Source organism: Shewanella youngdeokensis, from assembly GCF_033180165.1.
GTDB lineage: Bacteria > Pseudomonadota > Gammaproteobacteria > Enterobacterales > Shewanellaceae > Shewanella > Shewanella youngdeokensis.
In genome coordinates, this window is the sequence record NZ_CP136522.1 from 1,982,985 (window position 1) to 2,008,453 (window position 25,469).

Annotated in this window: 22 protein-coding genes and 2 riboswitches; of the genes, 15 read left to right on the top strand and 7 right to left on the bottom strand. The window is 43.5% G+C overall.

The window, feature by feature from the left end; all coding sequences use genetic code 11:
* Positions 1-186 precede the first annotated feature (186 nt).
* From RGE70_RS08495 to RGE70_RS08515, 5 genes are read right to left on the bottom strand one after another with little or no spacing between them, the layout of a single operon-like run.
* Complete coding sequence (locus tag RGE70_RS08495) at positions 187-2,106, bottom strand: TonB-dependent receptor plug domain-containing protein (protein WP_310471042.1); 1,920 nt, start codon at positions 2,104-2,106, stop codon at positions 187-189.
* A 59-nt stretch (positions 2,107-2,165) separates the two neighbouring features.
* A complete protein-coding gene (locus tag RGE70_RS08500; protein WP_310471043.1) occupies positions 2,166-2,900 on the bottom strand; it encodes an ABC transporter ATP-binding protein in 735 nt (244 codons plus the stop codon).
* On the bottom strand, positions 2,890-3,903 hold the full coding sequence (locus tag RGE70_RS08505; protein ID WP_310471044.1) for a FecCD family ABC transporter permease: 1,014 nt from the start codon (positions 3,901-3,903) through the stop codon (positions 2,890-2,892). Before RGE70_RS08505 ends, RGE70_RS08500 begins: the two co-directional genes overlap by 11 nt.
* Positions 3,904-3,908: 5 nt before the next feature.
* Positions 3,909-4,835 carry an ABC transporter substrate-binding protein gene (locus RGE70_RS08510; protein ID WP_310471045.1) on the bottom strand — a complete coding sequence of 309 codons (927 nt, stop codon included), beginning with the start codon at positions 4,833-4,835 and terminating at the stop codon, positions 3,909-3,911.
* Positions 4,835-5,608 (bottom strand): hypothetical protein, encoded by a 774-nt coding sequence (locus RGE70_RS08515; protein WP_310471046.1) that lies wholly within the window; start codon positions 5,606-5,608, stop codon positions 4,835-4,837. The genes RGE70_RS08510 and RGE70_RS08515 overlap by 1 nt, the downstream gene beginning before the upstream one ends.
* Positions 5,609-5,777: 169 nt before the next feature.
* Positions 5,778-5,964, bottom strand: a riboswitch (cobalamin riboswitch).
* Between the two features lie 435 nt (positions 5,965-6,399).
* Positions 6,400-6,572: riboswitch (cobalamin riboswitch) on the top strand.
* Positions 6,573-6,721: 149 nt separating this feature from the next.
* On the opposite strand from RGE70_RS08515, the gene RGE70_RS08520 reads away from it, so the two are divergent.
* The 13 genes from RGE70_RS08520 (at position 6,722) to RGE70_RS08580 (ending at position 19,203) form a co-directional block, all read left to right on the top strand.
* Entirely contained in the window at positions 6,722-7,846 is a 1,125-nt protein-coding gene (locus tag RGE70_RS08520; protein WP_310471047.1) for a cobalt-precorrin-5B (C(1))-methyltransferase, read from the top strand.
* Complete coding sequence (locus RGE70_RS08525; RefSeq protein ID WP_310471048.1) at positions 7,846-8,502, top strand: precorrin-8X methylmutase; 657 nt, start codon at positions 7,846-7,848, stop codon at positions 8,500-8,502. The genes RGE70_RS08520 and RGE70_RS08525 overlap by 1 nt, the downstream gene beginning before the upstream one ends.
* Positions 8,499-9,752 carry a precorrin-6y C5,15-methyltransferase (decarboxylating) subunit CbiE gene (gene cbiE, locus RGE70_RS08530; RefSeq protein ID WP_310471049.1) on the top strand — a complete coding sequence of 418 codons (1,254 nt, stop codon included), beginning with the start codon at positions 8,499-8,501 and terminating at the stop codon, positions 9,750-9,752. Before RGE70_RS08525 ends, cbiE begins: the two co-directional genes overlap by 4 nt.
* Positions 9,749-10,513, top strand: a complete 765-nt coding sequence (gene cobI / locus RGE70_RS08535; protein ID WP_310471050.1) for a precorrin-2 C(20)-methyltransferase — start codon at positions 9,749-9,751, stop codon at positions 10,511-10,513. Before cbiE ends, cobI begins: the two co-directional genes overlap by 4 nt.
* The gene (locus RGE70_RS08540; RefSeq protein WP_310471051.1) at positions 10,513-12,132 is read left to right on the top strand and encodes a cobalamin biosynthesis protein; all 1,620 of its coding nucleotides are present in this window, start codon (positions 10,513-10,515) and stop codon (positions 12,130-12,132) included. Before cobI ends, RGE70_RS08540 begins: the two co-directional genes overlap by 1 nt.
* A complete protein-coding gene (locus tag RGE70_RS08545) occupies positions 12,129-12,674 on the top strand; it encodes an NAD(P)-dependent oxidoreductase (RefSeq protein ID WP_310471052.1) in 546 nt (181 codons plus the stop codon). The genes RGE70_RS08540 and RGE70_RS08545 overlap by 4 nt, the downstream gene beginning before the upstream one ends.
* Positions 12,661-13,539: a sirohydrochlorin cobaltochelatase gene (locus RGE70_RS08550; protein ID WP_310471053.1), complete on the top strand. Its 879-nt coding sequence runs from the start codon at positions 12,661-12,663 to the stop codon at positions 13,537-13,539. The genes RGE70_RS08545 and RGE70_RS08550 overlap by 14 nt, the downstream gene beginning before the upstream one ends.
* Positions 13,540-13,579: 40 nt before the next feature.
* Positions 13,580-14,404 (top strand): precorrin-3B C(17)-methyltransferase, encoded by an 825-nt coding sequence (gene cobJ, locus RGE70_RS08555; protein ID WP_310471054.1) that lies wholly within the window; start codon positions 13,580-13,582, stop codon positions 14,402-14,404.
* 1 nt (position 14,405) lies between these two features.
* A complete protein-coding gene (cobM, locus tag RGE70_RS08560) occupies positions 14,406-15,185 on the top strand; it encodes a precorrin-4 C(11)-methyltransferase (RefSeq protein ID WP_310471055.1) in 780 nt (259 codons plus the stop codon).
* Complete coding sequence (cobA, locus tag RGE70_RS08565; RefSeq protein WP_310471056.1) at positions 15,182-16,612, top strand: uroporphyrinogen-III C-methyltransferase; 1,431 nt, start codon at positions 15,182-15,184, stop codon at positions 16,610-16,612. The genes cobM and cobA overlap by 4 nt, the downstream gene beginning before the upstream one ends.
* Entirely contained in the window at positions 16,602-17,507 is a 906-nt protein-coding gene (cbiB, locus tag RGE70_RS08570; RefSeq protein WP_310471057.1) for an adenosylcobinamide-phosphate synthase CbiB, read from the top strand. Before cobA ends, cbiB begins: the two co-directional genes overlap by 11 nt.
* Positions 17,504-18,547 carry a threonine-phosphate decarboxylase CobD gene (gene cobD, locus RGE70_RS08575; protein ID WP_310471058.1) on the top strand — a complete coding sequence of 348 codons (1,044 nt, stop codon included), beginning with the start codon at positions 17,504-17,506 and terminating at the stop codon, positions 18,545-18,547. The genes cbiB and cobD overlap by 4 nt, the downstream gene beginning before the upstream one ends.
* Before the next feature lie 107 nt (positions 18,548-18,654).
* Positions 18,655-19,203: a histidine phosphatase family protein gene (locus tag RGE70_RS08580; protein ID WP_310471059.1), complete on the top strand. Its 549-nt coding sequence runs from the start codon at positions 18,655-18,657 to the stop codon at positions 19,201-19,203.
* Positions 19,204-19,359: 156 nt separating this feature from the next.
* Here RGE70_RS08580 and RGE70_RS08585 read toward each other — a convergent pair whose 3' ends face one another.
* Positions 19,360-21,315 (bottom strand): hypothetical protein, encoded by a 1,956-nt coding sequence (locus RGE70_RS08585; RefSeq protein ID WP_310471060.1) that lies wholly within the window; start codon positions 21,313-21,315, stop codon positions 19,360-19,362.
* Positions 21,316-21,662: 347 nt separating this feature from the next.
* On the opposite strand from RGE70_RS08585, the gene RGE70_RS08590 reads away from it, so the two are divergent.
* Complete coding sequence (locus RGE70_RS08590) at positions 21,663-22,373, top strand: TetR/AcrR family transcriptional regulator (RefSeq protein ID WP_310471061.1); 711 nt, start codon at positions 21,663-21,665, stop codon at positions 22,371-22,373.
* A 554-nt stretch (positions 22,374-22,927) separates the two neighbouring features.
* Positions 22,928-23,482, top strand: a complete 555-nt coding sequence (locus tag RGE70_RS08595) for a helix-turn-helix transcriptional regulator (protein WP_310472950.1) — start codon at positions 22,928-22,930, stop codon at positions 23,480-23,482.
* Positions 23,483-23,556: 74 nt separating this feature from the next.
* Here RGE70_RS08595 and RGE70_RS08600 read toward each other — a convergent pair whose 3' ends face one another.
* On the bottom strand, positions 23,557-25,299 hold the full coding sequence (locus RGE70_RS08600) for an aryl-sulfate sulfotransferase (protein WP_310471062.1): 1,743 nt from the start codon (positions 25,297-25,299) through the stop codon (positions 23,557-23,559).
* Positions 25,300-25,469: the final 170 nt, after the last annotated feature.

A 25,469-nucleotide genomic window follows, 5' to 3' on the forward strand; every position in this document is an offset into this window, starting at 1 on the left:
GCGCATTAGAAATCATAGCTTACTATTAACAAGACTTTTTCTGATCACCTGTATAGAAGGTAAGGGGCATTTGTTGTTTGTTTGAAAAACAACCGAGGTCACAATGACAAATATGAATATTAATGCCTTTGTTTAAATAAAAGGCTAAATTAATATTTAGCCTTTACAAATGTCGGTATAATTTGTTTAGAAGTTATACTGATAACTCAACTGAGCATTACGTTCAATGCCATAGGTAAATATAGCGTCAGTGTAATCCGCTGGTGCATCACTGTAAGGGAGCGTTACGCCGGTTTTGGTATCTGTATCAAATAGATTTTCTATTTTTAATTGCAGGCGGTGCTGCTCTTGGTTTCCAAAGTTATAATAAATACCAATATCAACTAAAGCATAATTACCGTATTCGATATCATATGCTTCCATATTACCAATATAACTAACATGACTCCATATACCGTAATCGTACTTGCTATGATCAAATGCTAGGTGCCAATTAGCGGTAACTTCTGGAATATTAAGTAATGTTTGCTCATCATTCTTGTCATTTATTTCGTTATATGTCGCACTCAATTGTGTTGATAACTGCTGATTAATACTCCAATCAATACTACTGCCGAGTCCAAGCGTATTTACTTCTTTGTCGACGTTAACATACTGCCACTGACCGTCAGCAGTCTGTGAACTACCAATTAAATCGGTAATACTGCGCCAGTAGAAATTGGTGTCAATACTGATGTCATCATTCGTGTACTGAAAACCGGTATTGATGTTTTGGCCTTTCTCTGGCGTTAAGTCACGATTGCCCATCGTGTTTTCAGTTGCATAAAGATTCTCAGCAGTGGGTAAGCGAAAGCTATTACCGCCACTTAATCGTAACTTCCAAGCATTGTTAATCGTGTATTTGGCACTTAGTTCACCAATTAGTGCATCTTCACCATCGCTAATGGTTGAATAGCGAAGCCCTACAGCACTGTTAAGATGTGGAATAGACTCAAAACGGGGTTTGAACTGACCAAATACATCGGTAACACGTTCAGTGTCCGTCTCAAATCCCATGGTGACGTCGCTGCCTTTGTATTGCTGGTATTCTGCTCCTAATGACCACAAGTGTTGTCCGGCGTTACCTTCAAACCAAGCTTTAACACCGGTGTCTTCGAAACCCCAATAGTCATTGTTGTTACGCAGATCTATGCTGCCATCTTCATATTGATATAAACGGAAGTAATCAGTATCCCAGCTATGATGGTAGGCTTTAATGATAGCTTGGGTTGTGTCGGTTAACTGGCTATCAATACTCAGCGTTAGCAAGGTTTGTTCACGTCGGTTTTGTGTCTCAACATTGTAATAGCTGCGCATATAATCGAGGTCTGCTTGGTTGTACTGTGCCATTACGCTGATTTGAGTATTGCTGTTGTCCCATGCGATTTTAGCGCCTAAGTTTTGCACATCGTAACCGCGCTCTCTGTCCGTTGCCGTCCAGTGGTAGTCACTGTCTTTCCAAGGCGAATAACCATCGGATTGATCGCTTGCACCAAATACAGTTAGCTCAACTTCACCGACAAGGCTACTTGCATAGCCATGCAGTTGAGTTGAACCTAAGGTATCAATACCAACACCAATTTGACCTTCATCGGTGCCCTTATAGCTACGAGTGATGATGTTTACCACGCCGGCGAGTGCATCTGTACCGTACATCACGCCTTGGCCAGCTTGTAAGACTTCAATGCGGTCAATCATTGCTGTACTGATACTGTCTAGGTAGCCGCCGCCAAATAAACGGTTGTTAATTCTAATACCGTCAATGAGCCATAAAATATCTTGCGAGCGTGAGCCTTGTAGCGAGTAACTTGCATAGTCATAGCGCCCATTCTTTGAAAGAGCCGTCAGCTCAGGAACGAATTGCTGTAAAATACCGTTAAGGTCTGCAGTACCTGCTTGGTCAATCTGCTCTCGACCAATAGTGACCATAGCCACGCCGTTTTCGGCCTGCTTTAGTGACAAAGTTTCATCAAGTCGACCTTCAATTTGCATCACCTCAATCGATTGAGCGTGAACCAGAGGTGTCATGCAAAGGGGGACCATAAGCAGCGGCGCATACGTTTTCATGTTGTTTCCTTTCGATTGTATTTAAGTGGCTAATGAGTTTGTTACGTTGGATCTATTGGTTATTGGTTTTTTACGCTGACAATGGGGGTACCTTGACTATTACGCAGGATCTCTACGTCAATACCGTAGGCTTGCTTGAGCCAATGGGGTTGTAGTACTTGCTCTACCTTGCCACTGACAATAATTTTGCCGTGTTGCATTAACACTAGATAATCGCAAAAAACCGCAGCTAAATTAAAACAGTGATAGCTGGCAATACTGGTGTTTTGTAAACGGCTCACCTTATTAAGGATCTGGTAGCAATGATTGATGTCTAAATGGTTAGCCGGTTCGTCGAGGAGCATGAGTTGTGGCTGCTGATAATGTAATTGCGCAAACATCACTCGCTGACGTTCACCACCTGATAGTTGGTTATAACTCATTTGTGCAACGTCATTTAGGCTGTTTTGCTGTAAGACATCAGTCAGTGTTTGTTGACAGCGATGACGAATTCGCCCTAGCGCCACAACTTGTGCAACGGTTAAATCCAGCGCCGCGGGTGCGTGTTGCATCATTAATCCGACGGTGGCTGAAAGTTGTTGACGGTTATGGTGGCTCAAGGGGGTATGGTTGAGACTAATGCTTCCTGCAGAGGGTTTAATCAATCCACAAAGTAACTTAAGTAAAGTGGTTTTACCGCAACCGTTTGGACCAAGTAAGCCCACTTTTGCCTTTGCAGGGAGCTGTAAATCAACCCCATCTAATACTTTGTTTGTGCGAAAGTAGTAACTGACATTTTTGATATTAATTTGCATAGCGACTTCGAACTAATATGATAAAAAAAGGCATGGCAATCAATGCCATTGGAATACCTATAGGCAGTTCCTCAGGTGCGATTAATGTGCGACATAACATGTCGACACTCACACATAGCACCATGCCAAGTAAGGTCGCGATGGGCAGTAAATATTGATGAGCCCCGCCCACTAAAAAACGTGCAAAATGGGGTACCATTAAGCCAATAAATCCAACAACCCCAGCTTGAGATACCGCAACCCCAGTGAGTATTGCCACTAACACTGCCCACATTAATTTATGGCGGTTGAGGTTGATGCCGAGTGTAATGGCTTTATCATCACCCAGTAGCAGCGCATCTAAGTAACGATGGAAGTAACAGCTGATCCCTAGTGCGATAGCAAGAATGATTGTTAATGGCAGTAGCGATGGCCAATTAGCATCGACCATTGAGCCCATCATCCACTGCATAATGCCCGGTAGTAAATGGCTGTCTGCGCGGATCATTAATAGTGAAGTCAATGCAGATAACATGAAGCTAATGGCAATGCCACCAAGAATTAATTGATTTGTATTCAATGGACTATTTCGGTTGTAGGTCAGTATTATCACGAGTGCGAAAGCAACAAAACCACCCACACAGGCACTTGTTTGTAATAGCATTGGATGCACCAGTGCGCCTGCACTTGTGACCACCACTAACACCACCGCAAGCGCTGCTCCGTTAGATACGCCTAATAAATAGGGATCTGCCATAGGGTTACGCACTAATGCTTGTACTAAAGTGCCTGCTAGCCCAAGTAACCCACCGACTAGAATGGCTAGCATTGCGCGTGGAAGGCGCATTTCTATAACCACATCAGTGGCAAAGCTACCATCTGTTTGTTGGCTGATAACCTGCTGTAAGCTGGTATAAACTTCAGCAACGCTGATGTCGATAGCGCCTTGTAATAAGGATATAAATAACAACATCAGTAGAGCGACTATAAGCCCTGTAATAATGAGCATTGGTCGTAATGGCATTGTGTTTATCGCCATTGTGTTATGACCGAGTTCAACACGCTAATACCTTCTACTATACGAGGTGAGGCTAGGGTTGCTGTAAAAGGTATGTTGATAATTCGATTGTGCTTTACAGCGTTGATTTTGGACAACAGTGGGTGTTGTTTAAGCTTGGCTTCAATTGCCGATGTGGAGTTGCGCGTGTAGGTGGCCAATACAATAATATCGGGGTTTTGTTGTGCAACAGACTCCCAGGATAAAGAGGCCCAACGCCCCTCAAATGACTCGCCAACATTGTCGCCACCGGCTAAGCGGATCATTAAGTCCGCACCGCCACAACAAGCGCCTATTTGTGCTTGCTGGCTATAAACATCCAGCAGTAATACCTTGGGTTTTTTTGCACTGTTCAGTGCCGGTAATTCGCTAAGGGCTTGCAGTTCTAATTCAGTGGCTTGAGCTTGTTTATTAAATACCTTAGCTAGCTGATGTAAATCCTGCCATGCATCAGCCCAGACCAAGGGGGAATCCGATTTCAGGCAAGTATATGGGTTGACCAACACAGAGGTATCTCGTTTTTTCCACCACTGTGGTGTACCCAATGTGCTTTTGCCAAAGGCACTGGGGAAACCGGCGTAGATCAAGTCAGGTTTAATCGCCATCACCTGTTCACGACTAGGCCAGCTGGTGGCAATTTCTGGGATGCCGGCCATTTTTGTGGCTAAATGAGCGGGAATTGTGTCGTCTAAATAGGCGGTTGCAACCATGTTCTGTTGTAGCTCTAAGCGCAGCATGTTTTCTATTGATGTCTGATTTAGCGCTAACACCGTTTTGGGGGGCTGGGTCAGATCAGGAATCGGGCAATTTGCAGTCGCCGAAGCGCTGAACAGAATTAAGACTAAGAGTAAACTATGACGTCTTTTTACAGGCCTAAAAGAGTTGTTAATGACGAACATTACTTTGCTCCGTTAATAAGTGATGTGGCAATACTGTCGGTTAATGGACGTCGAAGATGTAATGCATCGATAATGGATTGCCATTGCGGTAACGATAAATGTTCAATGAAACGTAATTTCAGCGGGGGTAATGCCAAGCTATGGTGCTGGTGGATCATCGCTGTGCCACCAGGGCTACAATGGCCTAAGCAATTGGTTGTAGTAAATTGGCACCAATGCCGGTCTTGACTAATTGAATGGGTATATTGACGTAATTGTGTAATTAAGCTTTTACGCTGTTGGCTCTGTAAACAGGGTTCACGGTCACAAAGGAAAATCTGGCAGTCACTAATGTGTGGTGCGTGCATTTTCATTTTCAAACTGCAGTAAACTAACGAATGGTCATTACTCGTGTGTATCGTTCCGTTAAATCGTTGTCGTCCAGATGCAAATAATGCTAATTGCGAACACTCAAATGAGGCTTTTATTAGTGTTTCATTCTGAACATTGTTAATAGGGCCGTTAATTGACTGGTTTGTGTTATCCACCAGATATTTAGTCATCAGCTGCTTGCTGTCTTGATTAACAAGCATTATAGGTAAGCCGAGCGAGGTAAACTCTTTAACTAAAGGGCTATCACGAGATAGCGTAAAGTAATAGAGATGTGGATTGTCTATCTGGCTAAGCAGGGCATGTAAATCAACGACAGTTGGAACACTGGTTGAGCTAATGGCCATAATTTGAGTGATATGGGCTAGCTGTTCAAGTGATTGTGCTTGCAAATATAGCTGCATTAACATTGCCTTTATAACGGGCAGGTATGAGCAGACAAGACTAGTGCTTGCTGTCATCAGGTAATCCCGCCGGATGAAAGTAAACGAATAAATCAGTAATCTTTGACTTGTGTTTAAAAAGTCATAAAAATAGAGTTGACAATATTCGTTGTAAAATAATCTTTAAAATTATTTTATTAATAATTAGGCTGGTTTCCTGACTTTAGCGTCAATATATACTTATGCCTTCCCAATATTAATCAGTGGCTATTATATAAGTATATTCGTCTATTACAGTTGCGGGTACAGTTTTGGCTTTTAACCAAATTCCCATTTACACTACATTGAAGTAGTACACCTAATTTTTAAGCATGCTATAAGCTTAAAACTTAAACTGCAAAGTAATAAGAAACGAAATCATCAGTAGCTCACAAACAAATGAGTACTAAATAAATACTATGACTTATTACATTGATTTGAATTTTGAAAACATATAAAGCGATATTTGAAGTGAAACTTATGTCTGCTTTAGTATTGGGTGATGTATTTGATTGGTCATAGCTGCTTGTTAGTACGCCTAAGGTCACTGTTTAAATTTATAGCAGCTGATACATGATACATTAGTAAATCTGGGAAATGTATTGTTAGCGAAAATTAAATGTCTTTAAAATGAATTAACATACTCAAGTCTCTGATTGAGGTGTTAGTGTGGTTTGAGTCATTAAAAATAATATAATGAGTTTTAGTTCACACAAAAAATGCATGCACTAATTGTATGTAATAAATCATAGTGTTTTTAAGCGGAAGACTTTTTATAGTAATAACGTTGAGGAACCGAAAGGTTTAAAGGGGAATCAGATTTAAAGTCTGGGCTGTACCCGCAACTGTAACTGAATAGCTTACTGTAATGGTCACTGGGAAACCGGGAAGACACAGTACGCAATGACTCAGAAGCCAGGATATCCACCTCAATAGTATTGCTGAAAATCGAGCGGGCGCTCTCGATGATCAAGAGTGCACATTTATTGTGCCGATTTTCAGCATCTCGATTTACTTGCTTTGAGATGCTGCTATGTGGTTTAGCCAACGTGTAATACCTGCTTTTTTAATTCGTTGCCCTGTATGTGGTAACGAATGACGCTCACTCAAATTCGAACCAGCCAATCAAAAACCGAATTACGTAAAGGTTTTACCACTGGAGCCTGTGCTACAGCGGCGAGCTTGGCTGCATTACAACATCTTTTTGGGCAGTGTAGCAGCCAAGTCGAAATCAACTTACCGATTAATCAAAGTGCAATCTTCTCAGTTACCCATTACGGTATTAACGGCATGACTGAGGGCAATCAAAGTGCTACAGCAGGAGTCATTAAAGACGCTGGCGATGATCCTGATTGTACTCATGGGGCTGAAATTATTGCCACTGTCAGACCTAACCAAATCGCTGGAATTAACTTTATTGCCGGTGATGGGGTGGCAACTGTGACATTACCGGGTCTGGAATTATCGGTAGGTGAACCTGCGATTAATCCCGTTCCCAGAAAAATGATCTGCCAACATTTATTGCCCTTGTTAGCGCAATTTAATTTTGCTGGCGCAGACGTCACCATCAGCGTGCCTGGCGGCGAAGAATTGGCTAAGCAGACCATTGGCCAACGCCTCGGATTGATCGGCGGAGTCTCAATTCTCGGTACCCGCGGTACTGTGAATCCTTATTCAACCTCGGCTTATGCGGCCTCTGTGCGACAAAGTATTGAGGTTGGCCGCCAACAAGGATTAACCGCGTTATACCTCACTACAGGCAGTCGAACCGAAGCCCAAGCCATGAGCAGTGCACCGCAATGCCAACCGATAAGTTTTATTCAGGCCGGTGACTTTATGGGCGTGGGTTTGCGCGCTTGTGTGCGGCAGAGAATACAGCACGTCACAGTGGTCGTGATGATTGGCAAACTGTGCAAGTTAGCCTGTGGCACCATGATGACCCATGTAACAGGCCGTGCTATCGATTTTTCTATATTGGCGCAATTGCTTGATGATACACAGTGTAATCAAGCGCTAAAAAATGCGGTTATACAAGCTAATACCGGTCGTCATTTACTGACGTTATTACCGCCAACAAAACACCCCCAATTCTATCAAGCACTTTGCGCTAAAGCGGCTTATAACTGCGCCGCTTACGCACATCACAAACTTGCCCTGACTGTACGCCTCATCAATTTCGACGGCACTGTGTTAGCCCAGGCACATCAAGGAGACTGCTAATGCAGCAAATGAAACAAATGACCACTCAAGGCCGCAATATCGAAACCAGTTCATTTTCAATTATTGACGCCGAAGTGGCGGAGCATGTTGATATTAGCCATTTGAGTGATGCGCAATGGAACGTGGTTCGCCGTGCAATTCACACCAGTGGTGATTTTGAATATGGAGCACTGTTTAGCTTTAGCGATAACGCGATGAAAGCAGGTATTGAAGCTATTCGTGCGGGTTGCCCAATTATCTCAGATGTCACCATGATTAAATCTGGTTTAAGCGCCCAACGCATGAACGTATTTGGCAATAAGGCTGATTGTTTTATTAGTGATGCCGATGTCATTGAGCGGGCCAAAGAGTCAGGTGGGACTCGCGCGGTTGAAGCAATGCGCAAAGCGCGTGATATAGGGTTACTGGATGGGGCGATTGTCGGTATTGGTAATGCACCTACCGCACTATACGAAATACTACGCATGGTAGCTGAAAACGAAATCAAGCCCGCGTTAATCATCGGTATTCCAGTAGGGTTTGTTAAGGCTGTTGAATCTAAGCTGGCATTGACTGAGCAGTCTGATGTCGATTATATCGCTTCGATGGGGCGCAAGGGCGGCAGTCCGCTGATTGTTTCAAGTTTACATGCGTTGATGGTTGAGGCTGCCAAATGATGGGGAAAATCAGTTTGATTGGCCTTGGCGATGATGGTTGCGTGAGTTTAAGTAGTCGCAGCATCAATGAAATAGCCATGGCTGAATCATTGGCTGGGGCTGAGCGCCACTTAGCTTTTTTCCCGCAGTTTAGCGGTGAGATCATTGAGTTTACTAGCGGGTTGAACGCCTATATTAGCCGCATCATCGAACAGGCTAAAACGCAAGATGTGTGCGTGTTGGCATCGGGTGACCCATTGTTTTTTGGGCTTGGCAGCCGCTTAATTGCCGCGGTACAAGCCGCGCAATTACCGATTGAAGTCATGGTACTGCCTAATGTCAGTAGCGTGCAGTTAGCGTGTGCAAAAACCTTAATGAGCAGTAATGATTTGGTGACGTTGTCCGTCCATGGTCGAGCACTGAAAGGTTTGGTTGCCAAGCTGCAACAGTATGACGCGGTGGCATTATTAACTGACCATGAAAATACCCCAGTGGTTGTGGCCAAGTACCTCGCTCAGTTTGATGAAAGTGAGTGGAGTGTTGCAGTTTGCGAAAACTTAGCTGGCTGTAATGAACGTATTGGACATTACAGTATTACCGAGTTAATTCAGCTAGATGAACAACATTTTAGCCGTTTAAATGTCATGTTACTGCGCCGTGGTAATCAACCATATTGGGGCGGATACACCCAGCACTGTGCTGATGAGGCTTATCACAGCCGTAGTCCGCTTAATGGCTTAATCACTAAAGCGAGTGTTCGTGCCATTGCCGTGGCCAAATTAGGGCTAAGGCGTGACAGTGTGATGTGGGACATAGGTGCAGGCTCTGGTTCCATTGGTATTGAAGCGGCAAAGCAGACATGGCAAGGGCAGGTGTTTTCGGTTGAATGTAACCCCGACTGCCACCCGTTGATTGAGAGTAATCAACGCCGGCATAAAGTTGATAACCTAACTCTCATAAAGCAAAAAGCCCCTCTTGGTTTAGCCGAACTTCCTCGCCCCAACGCCATATTTATTGGTGGTACACGCGGGCAAGTTGACCCGATTATCGATGTCGCTATCAATGCGCTACACCCCAAAGGAACTCTTATTTTATCGGCGGTGACACTCGACAGTGTGGCCCAGTTTTACCAACTTTGTCAGCAGCGTCAGTTGCAGTTTGAAGTGCTGATGTTACAGCACGCTCACTCGCAACCTTTGGCGCAATATCAGCGTTATCAAGCTGAAAATCCAATCCACCTATTTGTGATCACTAAAGAAGACAACTCATGAGCAAAAAATTAGGAAAACTTTACGCTGTAGGCGTAGGCCCAGGCGACAGCAGTTTAATGACTCTCCGTAGTGTTGAGTTATTAAAAAATATTGATGTGATAGCTATCCCTGAAAAGAATAAAGGCCAAGCGGATTCATTTGCCTGGTCAATAGTGCGCGGCGCCATCGCGGATGAGCAGATGGTCGGTGAACGTTGTTACTTATGGTTCCCGATGACGAAAGACCACACTATTACTGTCCCCGCTTGGCAGCAAGGCGCACAGCAGATTGCAGCGCATTTAAGTGCAGGTAAAGATGTAGCATTTGTCACTGAAGGTGATCCATCAGTATTCAGTACTTGGGCTTACATTCAAGATGAGTTAGCGGACATTTTTACTGAACAATCGCCTGAACTTGAAGTGGTTCCTGGGGTGACATCATTAACAGCAGTGCCAGCGGCCACTAAGGTGCCATTGGCAGACGGTGAAGAACGTTTCTGTGTTGTTCCAGCAACTTACGGTGTCAGCATGCTACCGCAATTAGTGGAGCAGTTCGATACGATTATTTTGTTGAAATCGGGTCGTATGGTGCCTGAACTGATTAAAGTGTTAACCCCCCTTGGATTGCTAGATTGCGCTACCTACGTGTCTTACGCAAGTGATGAACGTGAGCGTGTATTTACCGACTTAAGAGAAGTACCGAGCGATTTCTGTTATTTTGCGACAGTGCAGTTATCAGTGCGTCAACGTAAAGGCATTTTACGTCATGGTGGAGTGGCGTAATGACGATTGCGGTGCATGTCATTACTCAGCATGGGCGCGTTATAGCGGCCAAGTTGGCACAAGCATGGCCAGCGGTTGAGGTGTTTGTTAGCGATGCGCTAATACAAACAGCAGATAAGCTAGCACCTCATGAAACAGCGTTTGTGTTACCTTTGAGCCACCATATAAGCAGTCGTTTTACTGAGCATGAACAACATATTTGTGTGTTCAGCGTCGGTATCGCGGCGCGATTGTTAGCGCCATTGCTAGTGGATAAACGCCATGATCCTGCAGTGGTTTGTGTTGATGAACAAGGGCATTTCGCCGTGGCTTTCAGCGGCGGTCATCGCGGTGGTGCCAATGCATTAACCCAGCAAGTTGCTCATTGTTTAGCGGGTCAAGCAGTCGTTACTACGGCATCTGATAATGCACAAACATTGTCAGTAGATATGATGGGGCAGCCATTTAATTGGCTGCTCGATACTGATTCAGAAGCGGCTGTTACGCCGGTGAGTGCCTGTATTGTTAACCAACGCCCAGTGTTGATTTATCAACAAACGGGTGAGTCACATTGGTGGCCATTTTCTCATCCATTACCGACACATATCAAGCTGATTAATAATGCTCAGAGCGGTGAATATGTCTGTGCCGAGCGTGATCAGCTAAAAGTTAATGCCTGCATTTTGATTAGCGATCAACTCAGTCAACCAGACTGGTTGCCAATCGAACAGCCCACCGTAATTTGGCGTCCACGCTCTTTGGTGGTCGGTATTGGCTGTGACCGTAATACACCACTGGCAGTATTGCGCAAAGGTCTAAAGCAGGTTTTTGAGGCGGCTAATTTAAGTGAGCACGCCATTGCATCATTGGTATCAGTGGATTTAAAAGCCGATGAAACAGGTATTATTGAACTTGCTGCCGAACTTGATCGCCCTTTTATTACCTATAACAAAACTTGTTTAGCTGACGTTAAAGGTATTGCCAATCCTTCTGCCACCGTCATGCGCTGTATTGGCGTGGCGTCGGTGGCTGAAGCGGCTTGTTTACATGGGGCCGAGCAAACGCAGCTGCTGCTTGAAAAAACAAAATTTAACGATAGTGGTTACAACATGACTATCGCCGTATGCCGTCGTGACTTTACCGCTTCATCAACGGGACCTGACACAAGGCTTGCAGAGCCGGTCTCCCATGCCACTCATGGTAAAAAAGGCTCATCACGTCCGCCGATTAAGCGTCCCATTAGCGATTTTGCGTACCACATTTTTGTGTGTGATGCTGCTCGCTGCGTTAAATCTAAAGCGCAAAGCGATGTTACTGCTGATAATGGCAAACACCTAACAAGTGGTATTGCCCATGACTTGCGTTGCTTGTTACGTGAGTTAGGCCTAAACCGTGGCCCAGAGCGCATAAAAGTCAGTCGTAGTCACTGCTTTGGCTGTTGCGGCCACGCCAGTCCAATGGTGATATATCAAGGTTCACAGCAAACGGAATTGATGCATAACCACGGTATGTGGTTGTCGCATGTTGATGAGTTCGATGAATTACAGTGGCGTAAAGTGATGAGTGCTTTGCAGCAAAATACGCCGTTAAACACGTGCGTTCCATCACGCTACCTTGCCGTTAAAGAGAACGCCAAATGATGCCGCTAATTGTTTCTAAACCGCTGCGGGTGCTGGTGATCGGCGCAGGCAAAGCGGGGCAGATTAAACTCAAAAGTGCACTGCGGTATCAAACTGATGTCAGCCTAATGACCTTGGCTTCACCAGCGCTATCAATGGCGTTTGATGGGCCGGTCATTAACGCCGATTTTTATCAATTACCACTAGCCGCAATGCATGACTACGACTTGATCTATTTAGCCATTCCTTGGCCGAAAGATGTGGCGTTACAGCAGTTTATTGCGCAGTGGGCGCAGCAGGTTTTAGGGCTGAACAAACTCCTGTGTGTGAGTTGTCAGCCGCATCTCGGTAATGTTGTTAACCCCTGCAGTCGTCAAACCCATGGCTTTACGCTGACCTTATCTGGCGCTCAAATGCGACCGCGTATTAGTCGTGGCTTATGTGATTTTTTGGCTAGGCAATTATCAGCGAAGCTAGACGATGCTGAGCACGAGGCGTTGACAGAACAAACCTTTCCCAATTTTCCCCTAGCTCCACTTAAGGATGCACATGAAACACCTTAGACATTTTACCCGTGGCACCGCGATTATTTTGAGCTGTTTTGGCTCAGTGGTAAATCAATATAAATACGTGGCTCTTAAGCAAAAAATCGCGGCGCGTTTCCCTGATGCCGATGTGTTACTGGCAACCTCATCGCGCACGGTTTTGAAATTACTGACCAAGCAAGATGCTGAAAATAATGCTGATGCAACAGCTACAACTGGCGCGGAAGAAATGCAATTTGCCACTCTGGCGCAGCAATTAGCTTATGCCGACCGATGTGGTTATAAACAAATTTGTGTGGTTTCTGGTTATTTATTTCCAACAGATGAACATCAGCGCATGGTGCAAGTGGTTGAGGCATTTCAGCAGATAAGCTTTGCCAACATTACTTATACCCCTGCAATTTTACAACACAGCTTAAAAAGCTCAAATGTCATCAATGAGCTACAGCAACACATTGGCGATGATCAACAACAGTTGAACCTGTATATCTATCATGGCGCACCAGATCTAGCTAACAGTGGCTTTCACAGTATTTGGTATTTGACCTCATTATTAGAGCAGCTATCGCCTAATAATCGTGTCTGCTCACTTGAAGGCGCTCACCCTTACAAGATCATTAGTCCAGCATTGAAACGCGAACTGGCTCAATACAAACGCATCAATATTGTGCCGCTGTTATTAGTGTCTGGTAACCATTTTGACAATGATATAGCAGCCATAGCGGACGATCTTTCCACCCTTGTTGAAGTCGATGTGATGGCCCCTATTTGTGGTGACCGTTGGTGTTTGATTGATTTTGAACCCGTGATCGAAAATGTGCTTAATCAGTGTAATAACAGCTTATTACGTCTAAATGCTCTTTGTCCAAAAGCACTTAGCTAGCATCAAAAAATATTAATTATTTATTAGGATTTTACAAAATATGACTGGAAAATTGACCATTGTAGGTATCGGTCCCGGTAGTGAAAGCTTATTGACCCCGATGGCGAGTAAAGCGCTTACGGATGCACAATTGGTTGTCGGCTATAAGCCTTATATCGACTCATTAGGCTTTGTATTAACCGATCAAAATGTTGTCGCCAATGGCATGACCAGCGAAGTGGCTCGAGCAAGAGTTGCCGTTGAAAAAGCATTGGCTGGTGAAAGGGTTGCCGTGGTGTCGTCGGGTGATGCTGGGATATATGCTATGGGCTCATTAGTTTATGAAATGCTGGCATTTTATGACTGGAAACCAACAGATCCGCTTGAGGTCGTGATGGTGCCAGGTATTACTGCGGCTATTTCATGTGCTTCGCTGGTCGGTACGCCGTTGGGTCACGATAGTTGCACCATTTCGCTGTCAGATTTATTGACACCGTGGGACTTGATTGAGCGCCGTATTGCAGCTGCAGCTGCAGCTGATTTTGCGATTACCTTTTATAACCCGCGTTCGCGCCGTCGACAGCAACATATTATTACCGCACAAAAGATTTTGCTTGAACATCGCGATGCCAGCACGCCAGTCGCGATTGTAAAAGATGCCTATCGCGATGAACAACTGATCACATTATCAACGCTGGGTGAGTTTACCGATTGTGAGTTTGGCATGACGGCGGCAGTGATTATTGGTAACAGCCAAAGCTATATGTATGGCGATAAAATTATTACCCCTCGTGGTTATAACCATAAATACGATTACCAAGATGGCGGCGTTAAAGCAGGCCAGCAGCGTGGTAGAAGTTTAAATACAGCAGTAGGAGAAGCATAACATGACAGTATTTTTTATCGGTGCAGGCCCAGGTGACCCAGATTTAATTACCGTAAAAGGCGCCAAGCTAGTTGAACGTTGCCCTGTAGTACTTTACACCGGCTCATTGGTCCCTGCAGAAGTAGTTGCGCGTGCACGAGAAGATGCATTAGTTCTGAGCTCTGAAGCCATGGACTTAGACGAAATCGTTGATGTTTGTCGTAAAGCACATATCGCTGGGCAAGATGTTGCTCGTGTGCAGACGGGTGATTTATCGATATATAGCTCACTTGCTGAAACAACTCGCCGCTTAGATGCACTCGAAATCGATTGGCAAGTGATCCCGGGAGTGAGTAGTTTTCAAGCCAGTGCCGCGGCCTTGGGCCAAGAGTTAACGTTACCTGAAGTGTGCCAAACGATTATTTTAAGCCGTGCATCAGGTCGAACACCGGTACCCGATAAAGAGAACCTTAAGTCGCTAGCGCAGCATGAAGCCACACTGTGCTTGTTCTTATCGATTAGTTTGATCCGTAAAGTTGTGCGTGAACTTAAAGATGTTTACAGCGGAGATTGGCCGATTGCAGTTGTCGAAAAAGCCTCTCATCCACAGCAACGTATTATTCGTGGCACTTTAGATACGATTACTGAAAAAGTAGAAGCTGCTGGCATTAAAGCCACTGCGATGATCATTGTGAGCAAAGTACTCAACCACAGCGACTTTAATGATTCCAAGCTGTATGACAATACCTTTAGCCATGGTTTCCGCCGGGCTCGCGTGGTTGTAGAAAAGGAAGCGTCATGAATACAGTCTCGAAAGTTGCACCAGGAAAAGTCTTCCTCGTTGGCGCAGGTCCAGGATCACCGGAGTTATTGACTTGGCGCGCGCTTAAACTTATCGAGCATTGCGATGTTGTTTGCTATGACTTGTTGGTTAGCCCGGCCATTTTATCGCTAATACCTAGTGACAAAACATTATTACCTGTGGGTTACCGCGGCTATTGCAGTGGCAGTATAGAATATGGCATGCATCCCGATGTAGTCGAGCAAGCCTTACTGGGTAAACAGGTTTTACGATTAAAGTCTGGCGATCCGTTTATTTTTGGTCGTGGTACTGAAGAGTGCCGCAGCTTAACGCATTATGGCGTTGAGTATGAAATTGTACCGGGGATCACCTCGGCATTGGGGGCGGCGGCAAGCGCTGGCTTTCCGCTAACGAGTAACGGCATAGCGTCGGATGTGACATTTGCCAGTGGCCATCTATTGTCCAGTACCATTAGCAACTGGGCGTCAATGGGCAGTAGCAGTGGTACTTTGGTGTTATATATGGCCGCTAAAAAGCTGGCTCATCACGCTGCGCACTTAATTGAACGCGGCCGCAGCGCAGACACTCCAGTAGCGCTAATCTCATCGGCGACTCGACACAATCAGCAAATGCGTGTCACCACCTTAGGGAGTATTGATCAAGTGATGGATGACGCCATGCATCACGACGGTAGTCCTGTGCTGGTGATTATGGGACAAGTGGTCAGTTTGGCTGATGAGCTAAATTGGCGTAACTGCTTACCGCTGACAGGGCAAGTGATTATGCTTGACCGTAGCCAGGAGGAAGCCGGTGACAGCCTCCGTATGGCGGGCGCCGAAGTCGTGTTTGCCCCTGAGGTACAATATGAATACGGTATTGATCCGGCAGAATGGCCAGCCGTACTCGCTGCCCGTTCGTTATGGTTGAGTGATATTCACAGCGCTAAAGGCTTATTTGCTAGCGCTAAAATAGCTGGGCTCGACACGCGTTTGTGGTCGTGGCAGCTATCAGGTCCTCAAGTTGTGGTGCAATACTTCGCGGAGCTGGGGATGTTCATTACCTTGGCGGCAACACCACAACCTGGTGAGATGGAACTCACTGCTGCTGATGATGCAGTGAGTCATGTTCGACCTCACAGCGTAAATGCTCAATCTTGTATAAGCGCTTATCGTCAACAGATGATGTTGCCAAATTATCTGTTAGGTAAGATAAACACTTATTGGGTTGAGGAGCGAGCTGCGGTAGCATTAATGCACTTCAATCAACAAGCATTGAAGAGTGATTACTACTTAACCAGCCAAGCCGATATTGCCGAAGTATTACAGCAGTTAGGTAAACCAGTGCAACTGTTAACGTCAACTGATGAAGGTGAGTTGATTATGCAGCTATCCTCAACATCAACTATTCGAGACTTACATGTTGCTTGACCCTTTTTACTGCGCGAGTGTTATCACCGTCGCGATATTATTAGATATTTTGATCGGTGAGATACCGCGTTTTCATCCGCTGGTGGGCCTTGGTAATTATATTGCTAAGGTCAAACATAGCCTTTGGCATCCGAGCAGAATAAGAGGGGTGATAGCAGTTGTGCTCGTGTTGCTGCCCATTATTCCGTTTATCTGGCTGCCAAACCTTTGGTGGCTTGAAGTGTCGATAGTCTACTTTGCCATTGGCGGCCGCAGTCTTGCTGAACATGGTAATGCTGTTGGATCGGCTTTAGCGCAAAAAAATCTTTCTCTCGCCAAGCATAAAGTGAGCATGATTGTTAGCCGTAAAACTGAAAATATGAGCGAGCAGCAGGTGGTGAATGCCACGTTAGAGTCGGTGTTAGAAAACGGCAATGACGCGGTTTTTGGCGCGCTATTTTGGTTTTGTGTTGCGGGTGTGCCGGGGATTATCTTGTACAGAATTTCTAATACGCTAGATGCGATGTGGGGCTATAAAAACAGTACCTTTTTACATTTTGGTTGGGCAGCGGCAAAACTCGATGACCTGCTCAATTACATTCCTGCTCGACTGTGTGCAGTGGCTTACGCTTTGGGCGGTAACACCAAGCTGGCCTTTCATTGCTGGCGTACGCAAGCGGCTAAATGTGCTAGCCCCAATGGTGGTGTCGTGATGGCTACGGGGGCTGGAAGCTTAAATATCTCATTAGGCGGAGCCGCTGAGTATGATGGTTATCATTGTGATAAACCCATTTTGGGAGGTGGCCGAAATGCTATTGCCAGTGATATATCTCGGGCGGTTAAGTTGGTGTGGTTAAGTGCTATTTTGTTGATTGCTTTGTTGTTAGTACTCGGTCTTTGTCAGAGGTTTTTATGACTTTATTACATCATGGTGGCCGCTTAAAAGAGGTCGCTAAGCAATACCATATCGCTGAGACGTTATGGGTTGATTTATCAACCGGAGTCAGCCCGTGGCATTACCCCATTCCAGAGATCCCTGCGCAATACTGGAATCGCTTACCTGAAGAAGCTGATGACTTACTTGATGCTGCGGCCAAATATTACGGCGGCAAAAATCCGCTGCCTGTCGCCGGTTCGCAGTCGGCAATCCAAACGCTACCTAAAGTGCTGGCGTTTGAGCGTGGTGGCGCCGGCAAGGTATTACTGCCGTTAGTGGGTTATAAAGAGCATGAGCGGGCTTGGCGTATGGCGGGCTGGCAAGTTGATATTTATGGTGATGACCTTGAGACCACAAATGCTAATGGCCACCCGACGCCAACAACGGCGCAAATAGCCAGTTGCGATGTATTATTGGTCATCAATCCCAATAACCCTTCGGCTCATTTAATACCGCCGCACGTGCTAACTTCGTGGTTGGCTGACTTAACGGCCAATGGCAGTTATTTAGTGATAGATGAAGCATTTATGGACATCACTCCGCAGCACAGCATGATGCCGGCTCTCGCTACGAGTGAGCAACTAATTATTTTGCGTTCGGTAGGCAAGTTTTTTGGTTTGGCAGGTATTCGTGCTGGCTTTGTTTTTTGCCCACGCTACATTCGCGATAAACTAGAAACACAATTAGGCCCATGGTGTGTTAATGGACCCGCTAGGTTCATTTGTACACATGCATTTAAAGATATAGCTTGGCATGCACTGCAAACACATCGTTTGGAGAAATCTAGTCAGCGTTTAGCAAACCTGCTGTCAATTTTACCTGGAATGATCACGGGCACCGGGTTGTTTCAAACAGTTTATCTCACAGTGGCAAAGAAGTGGCATATTGATTATTGCCAGCATGGTATTTTAACGCGCCTTACTGATGAACAAGATGCTTTACGCTTTGGTATACCTGAAACGGAAGAGCAATGGATGAGGCTAGAGCAAGTTACCCTGCTATTGGTTAAGCATCGGTAAAATTGAAGGCTATATTGGATTTCCTTTTTTATTACGGTAATGGTCAATTTTAAAATTATTGTTCGAGCCTACGACCTCGTTAAACTTTTTGGAGTAAATACCTGAATATGAAAATACTTTTCTGCCGTCATGGAGAAACAATTTGGAACCAACAGGGAAGGTTACAAGGTCATTTAGACAGTGACTTAAGTTCATTGGGAGAATCACAAGCTAGGCAACTCGGTCTAGCCCTAGCAAAATTCAACCCAGCTCATATATTAACTAGTGATCTGGGACGAGCAAAATGTACCGCATTGCTCGCGAATGAACATCTAAAAATCTCTATTGAGACTTCATCGTTATTACGTGAAAGAGGTTTTGGTGCGTTAGAAGGGGTTTATCGGGATCAGTCGGCTGAAATGTGGCAAGCATACGAACAACGATTTGAAAGAAACTTCATTGGCATTGAATCTGCTGAATCAGCTAGCGAGGTGCTTAATAGAGTAGAGTTGTTTTTTGATTACCTCAAGAGTTTTACTTTTGAAACATTAATCGTTATTTGCCATGGTGAATGGTTACGAATATTCCAAAATACAATCCAGGGGTTGCAGCCGTGGTCTAATAAACTGTCATTACCTAAAAATTGTCAGGTGATTGAATATGACTTTAAGTTATGACTCTTGCATTTGGTCTTCGATGATACCGTTAACCTTATGGTAGGTGGCTTTAATTGCTCATTAGCGATGGACTCGAATCGATAACAGTGCAAATAGTTTGTAGTAAAAATAGAGCACAAACGTTGTTGTGCTCTGTTATAACCTTAAATTAAGAGGTTATTGGTTTGGGTGGCAAGTCATACAAGAGTATGGGTCTGGGAAGCTTTCACTGGTGCGCCAATCACTGTTACCAGTGGTTAGTTTTTTACTGGCATCAAGTTCACCATATGTAGTACCGTTGTCTGTTGAGGTGTGAATTTGATTGTGGGTTTCACCTTCGTTGATATCAAGGCTCAATTTAACTTGATCGGCGCATGAACCCATTTCGCCATTAAGCACTGTACCAAGGTTTGTTTCGCCATAACACTCAACCTCTTCAAACTTAAAGAGTTTTGATGCTTCGCCGTGATTTGCCATTAACTTATCGTTAGAATGACACCAGAAACAACGACTGGTTTCACCATGACCAACAGGTGCCCCGTTACTGCCGTGACATGATGCACAGAAGTAGGGTTCGGTATTGTCGGGCAATACAGGTGAGTCACCATTTAAGTGAATGTTATCCATACTATGGCACAGGCCGCAATCAGCGATGCCGTAACCAAAGTGTGTTTCAGCAAGAGGGGCTATAGCTTCATTAATATCGTAAATTGGGTATTGACCATCTTCTGCAGTATTCTTTTGGGTCACTTCCCAAAGTTCATACATGTTATCTTTCCAGTTAAAACTGATATATTCTTTACCATTACTCATCACACTGACATCAGTCATGACATGTGTGTTGTTACCACCAAAAATGGCATACCAATGGTCAATACATTCTTGTGCATTCTCAGCACTTAAATTGCCATCAGTATCACGCAGCATTTCACATTTACCCGCAAAAGGGCCCATGCCGTTCATCACTTCTACATAGTTTGGCCATTCTGGTCCCCAATAGAAATCTGCTGCAGCTTGGCTTTCACCCGAGGTTAGCACCCAACCATAAAGGCCAGAAGCATGCTGACCTTCAATTTCAGAAACAGCATAAGAACCAACTGTGGCGTTAGTTGAAACTGTTGGCCAAAATGAAAATTTAAACCCAATACCATGAGACTCATAGGCACTCATGAGGGCATCTGCCATAGTGATAACATCTTTTTGGTAGATATCAGGTCTAAGGTTGTAAGGTTTAACTTCAATGTTCGTTGCTATTAGTTGCGCTCCAAGTCCATCACCAAAATTCACGAGTAATTCTGGTAATATAACCTTTCCACCATTAGCTTTAAAACGATCAACTTCTGCCGTTTGCATTTGCTGACGGCGTACTTTCATGGCGTCTGAGACTGGCTGAAAGCGAATGTTCATGCTCGGTTGCACTAAAAACTCATCTAGACGATCGTACATAGCTTCGTGAAGTGGGATCCCCATCGCTTTTTGGAAATCACCACCACCGAGTAAGAATGCACCATACCAGTTATCGCTTTTGTAGTAGTCACCTTCAGTGGTATCTTCAAAATCACCATCACCGTTAGCATCAAATGACGTGGTAAAATCATAGGTATTTCGCTCTGTATTGAACTCACCTAAAGTCACTTCAAAATCATCACGGATAGATGACACGTATAGCATCACATCTAAAATTGAATAATGACCAGCTACAAAAATATCATCCCTTACCGAAGTAGCAGAAAAAGCTTTAATATCATCGGCTTTAATTTCCATGTAGTACTGGCTGTCGTCACTTGTCATTACGTTGTAAAGTTTGTTGACATCGACGTCATCTGTTGACTGAGCAGTTCCATAGGTTCCGCCAGTTAATGCACCTGTGGTAGGAATGGCATAATCAGCAGGCATATCGTCTGAACACATTTCAGGATGCTCGGTAGTACATGGGTACCAACGTCCTAAATAGACTTTTACAATACCCTCAAAAGTGGCATTAGGTTCTACTGCTATTTCAAAATTTTCATATGCGGGTTCAACAGGTGTCGGAGCGATAGGAGTAGAAGATGTGTCATCTGAATCAGACCCACAACCCGTCAAACCAAGTGCAGCGATTACTGCAATTGTTAGTACTTTTTTCATCATCATTTATCACTTATTGGATGGTTTAAACTAAGCTAACTAATGCCCATTTACAAAGTAAGTTAAGTATTTTTTTAAACTTTATATTGCTTCAGATTATTAGTCAGTATCATTAATACAGTCATGTTTAAATTTCTGATTAATTGACATGATAAGTGTAAGAACATATTAAATAAAAAGTATGTGAGTATTCCTATATATCAATGAACTTGAGACCTTGCAATTGAGTTTTTTAAAAGATACAAACAATATGAATTATTAATGGGTATAGATTAGAATGTCATTATGCAGCGGTGTGTTTAGAACAAATTTAAGCCCTTCGTCACGGGTTAAAAAATATTGAGGTGTAGTCAATGGGCAAATACAGGAAAGTGATTATAAAAGCAGCTAGAAAGCTCATCATAGATAAAGGCATTTTTGATTTTTCCATGCGTGATCTTGTTAATGAAACGACACTTTCGACTGGCACGGTTTACAGGGAGGTACGAAATAAAGAAGACATCTTAGTATGGATGTTTGCAGAGTCAGTAGGTGCATCTGTTGAACAACATCTATGGTTAGATAAAGACGAACAATTAACAGCCGCAGAAAAAATTGTCTGCGCTTTTGGTTATGCAGCTTATGCAGCTGAGTTGTTCGAAAATCCAACAGGCACCAATTTTTTGGGCAGCAACTTTGGTTTAATCCGCCGAGCCAGTCAGGATGCTATTGATGGAGCCAAGTTAGCAATCGCAAAAACACATGCTCAATCTTACGAACTATTTAAAAAAAATTGCTTTATAGAAACAGATTGTACAGATGAATTGATCATCCGTGAGGCTTTTTCTGACCTACTCGTTATTGGTAGAGGTTTACTGGTTTTAAATAACAGTTTTGTATACAAGCCCGATTATATTACGGTGCAAAAGCTATGTCGTTTATCAAGGTTGGTACTAGCTGAGTTGTCTTGGCATGACGGCCAACAAGAAATTGATGACAAAAAGGTGAACTTTGCTTTGAAGACCTTGTTAGATAACACCCATAATCCGTTGTTATTCAAATCTAGAAGTGGGATCTATAAATAAATCGGCACATGACTAGAATCTGTTTATTTGTATGTCGCAGTAAACCCTTAATTATAAACGGATAAATCATAAGTCAGTTTGATTTGTGCGCATCTAGATGTTAGTTATCCTAATATCTTAGTTAATAACATTTAGATGATTGATTTTATGCTTATCTGTTTACCTAACCAGTTTGTTTTTCATTCGTTAAGTGAATTGCTACAAGCTTTTTGTTAGAAATAAATAGCGCTAAATCTAACAATTCTCTTTAACCTTAAATATAAATAGTAAGTAAGAACATATTTATGTGATCTGTATTTATATTTAGCTGGACACTTGTTCCATTTTTTTATTTAAGCATCAAGTAAACTATAAATTAGTTTGTCGTACTGAGTGATGAATCATGATTTGGGTGTTTTTTACCCCAACTTTTGTGAGGTAAGTCGCAACTGCTCTTTGGTTTACTATGTTTTTCAGAAAACAAGCTAGATCTTACAGAACCTACCAATTAGAACGCTAAAATTGTCGTAATTAAAGGAAATACGATATGTACTAAATAAGGCGATGATTAAGTGATGAAACCTATTGGTTGGATTTTTTATCAATCTAAACATGCAAGTGAACCAACTGCTGAAGCGCATTGTTGTAGAGCATGGAAGCTTAAATTTGAACTAAATTTTGAATGTAGTAACATTGTCGTTTCAGATAATTTGTACAGAGCAAATGCCTGTGAGTTAATAGCGTCGAATAAAAGTGCTAGTTTTCACTTCGGGCTTAATACCAAACAGTCTCTACAAGGTTACAACATCATTCGTAATCAGGTCACTGAAGGGTATTTGATTTTGATATTTGAATCATCTTACTCACCGTCACCTGAGCAAGTTAAGTATTATTATAATCAAATCGTATTAACACATCTGATTAACCCAGGAGATATAGTGGTGCCTAAGCGCACTAAAAATATTGTTAGATTAACAGCTTTAGGTTTTACAACGATAGAAATAGCCAATGCACTGTTTTTGAGCGGAAGAGGGGTTGATTATCACCTTGAGCAAGCTAAAAAAAGGCTTGGAGCTAACAATAAATCTGCTCTCGTGTTTTTAGCTATGCAAAATGGCTGGTTTAGATAACCTAGTTTTATTAGTGTTACATATGTTTCATAAACAAAAAAAGCGCCTGAAAGGCGCTTTTTATTAAACCTAAGTTAGAAGGCAAGTTCTACATCAAGTACTTGAGCACGGTACATAACCAGTCTTGGTGCAACATGGTTAATGCGGATCTCAACTTTTATGTCTTTGTCTTGATCTGCTGAGACTTCGGTTAAGATTGGGTGGCTTCGGCCTTTATCAAATAAACCTGCAGAAGCAGAGAACATCAACATACTGTCTTTATCTGACATGTAATTAACGTTAGAAGTTACTGCTGAGTACCAGTCATAGCCGCGTTCTTTACCGTATTCCCATACTTGTTCAACGGTCATTTTGTCTTCGTCAATTTTGTATTCAACACCACGAGAGTACTTCATGGTTGGCATAGCAGGTTGGTCAAAACCGCGACCATCACCATTATCAAATACTGTTAAGGTGTCACGGTCAGTTAACCATGCTGTATGCTGTGTCCATGGGAAGTCAAAATCACCCTCACATACACCTCTGTTACAATCCAATTTGCGACCTTTGTCATCAACAGGGGTTAACACTTTATCACTTAATCCTTTCCATCCTACATTACCGGCTAAGATCCATTTTACTTTTTTATCACGACCGACTTTTACAGTTCCTTGGTGACGTAAAGATAAAATGATGGAGTCATCTTTAGCATCGTAATCGATAGAGTTTACATGTGACCAGTTACGACCGGTACCAATACCTGCATGGTCACCAAAGGGAGCATCGGGCTCGAGTTCAACTTTCTTACCCATCTTGTCCATATCGATATTTAGGCAAACAGCCGAAGAATCGAGGGCTTTGATTAAAACATCGCGAGTTGGGTCAAGAATGGTATTTAAGTCCCACTCTTCGACAACATTACCAGTGGCATCGATTTCAATAATATAATCACGTACGGTGTTAACCACTTTACCGTCTGGACGGTGATAGTCTTTCTTCGCAACACGGATCATATAGGTACCGTGATCTGTGGCAATAATTTCATGGCTGTGATCAATGTAACCCCGTGGCAGGCGACGTTCAAACACTTTGCGACCGAGTAAGTCATAGCGCATGTAGCTTTGGCCTTTAGCGACAATCATTTCGCCATTGTCCATTTGATGCCAACCCATCATTACCCCGCGCATTTCATTGCTGTCGGTGCCATCAAAACGGAACGGACTTAGGTACCAACGTACATCACCCGCGGTATCGGTAACGTAGTTGTAACTTGGGTGGCTGTTCCAATCTGCAGCCCCGCCACGTGACCACTGCATGTTTTTAGATTCTAGATCACGCTGAGTACCTAAGATAAAGTACAAACGGTCTTCAAAACCTTTAGCAACTTTTTGAACGTTATTTTCTGGGAACGGCGCGAGCTGACCATCTACAGCATTTGTGTAAATAGGTTGTGTTTGTACTTTATAGGTTTCATTTTTCCACTCACCTGATTCCAATTGATATTTAACATCAATCACGTTCATGTAGTTAGCGTACAGGCCAAATAGTGGAATACCGTTATGGGTTAAAATAGCTTTGCGCTGTACATCATAAGAGATGTCGATACCTTTTTTACCTTTAGCACGAATAGTCACTTCAGCATTGGTTAGCCTTTTACCACCTAAATCGATAATGGCCGTTAGCGGCGCGATTTTGTAAGGGTTAATAACGACAATACCGAGTTCGCCTTGTCCTTTCGGCGCAGCTGTTGCTGCATCTTTACCACCTGCCATAGCTGGTTGAACGGAAAGTCCTGCGACAATAAGTGCTGCAATAGATAATTTAAAAGAATTTTTCATGGTTAACTTACCTCGTTGGAAATTAGTTTTAATTTTTCGCAATACAATTTGGGATTGATAATTCTTGTTGTTCTTCGAGTAACACTTTAGGTAAGTTTTTGTTTTTAAAAAATCGCTTCGGTCAAGCACGCATGTACAAGTTGTACAGTGATGAGTGATCATCGTGACGA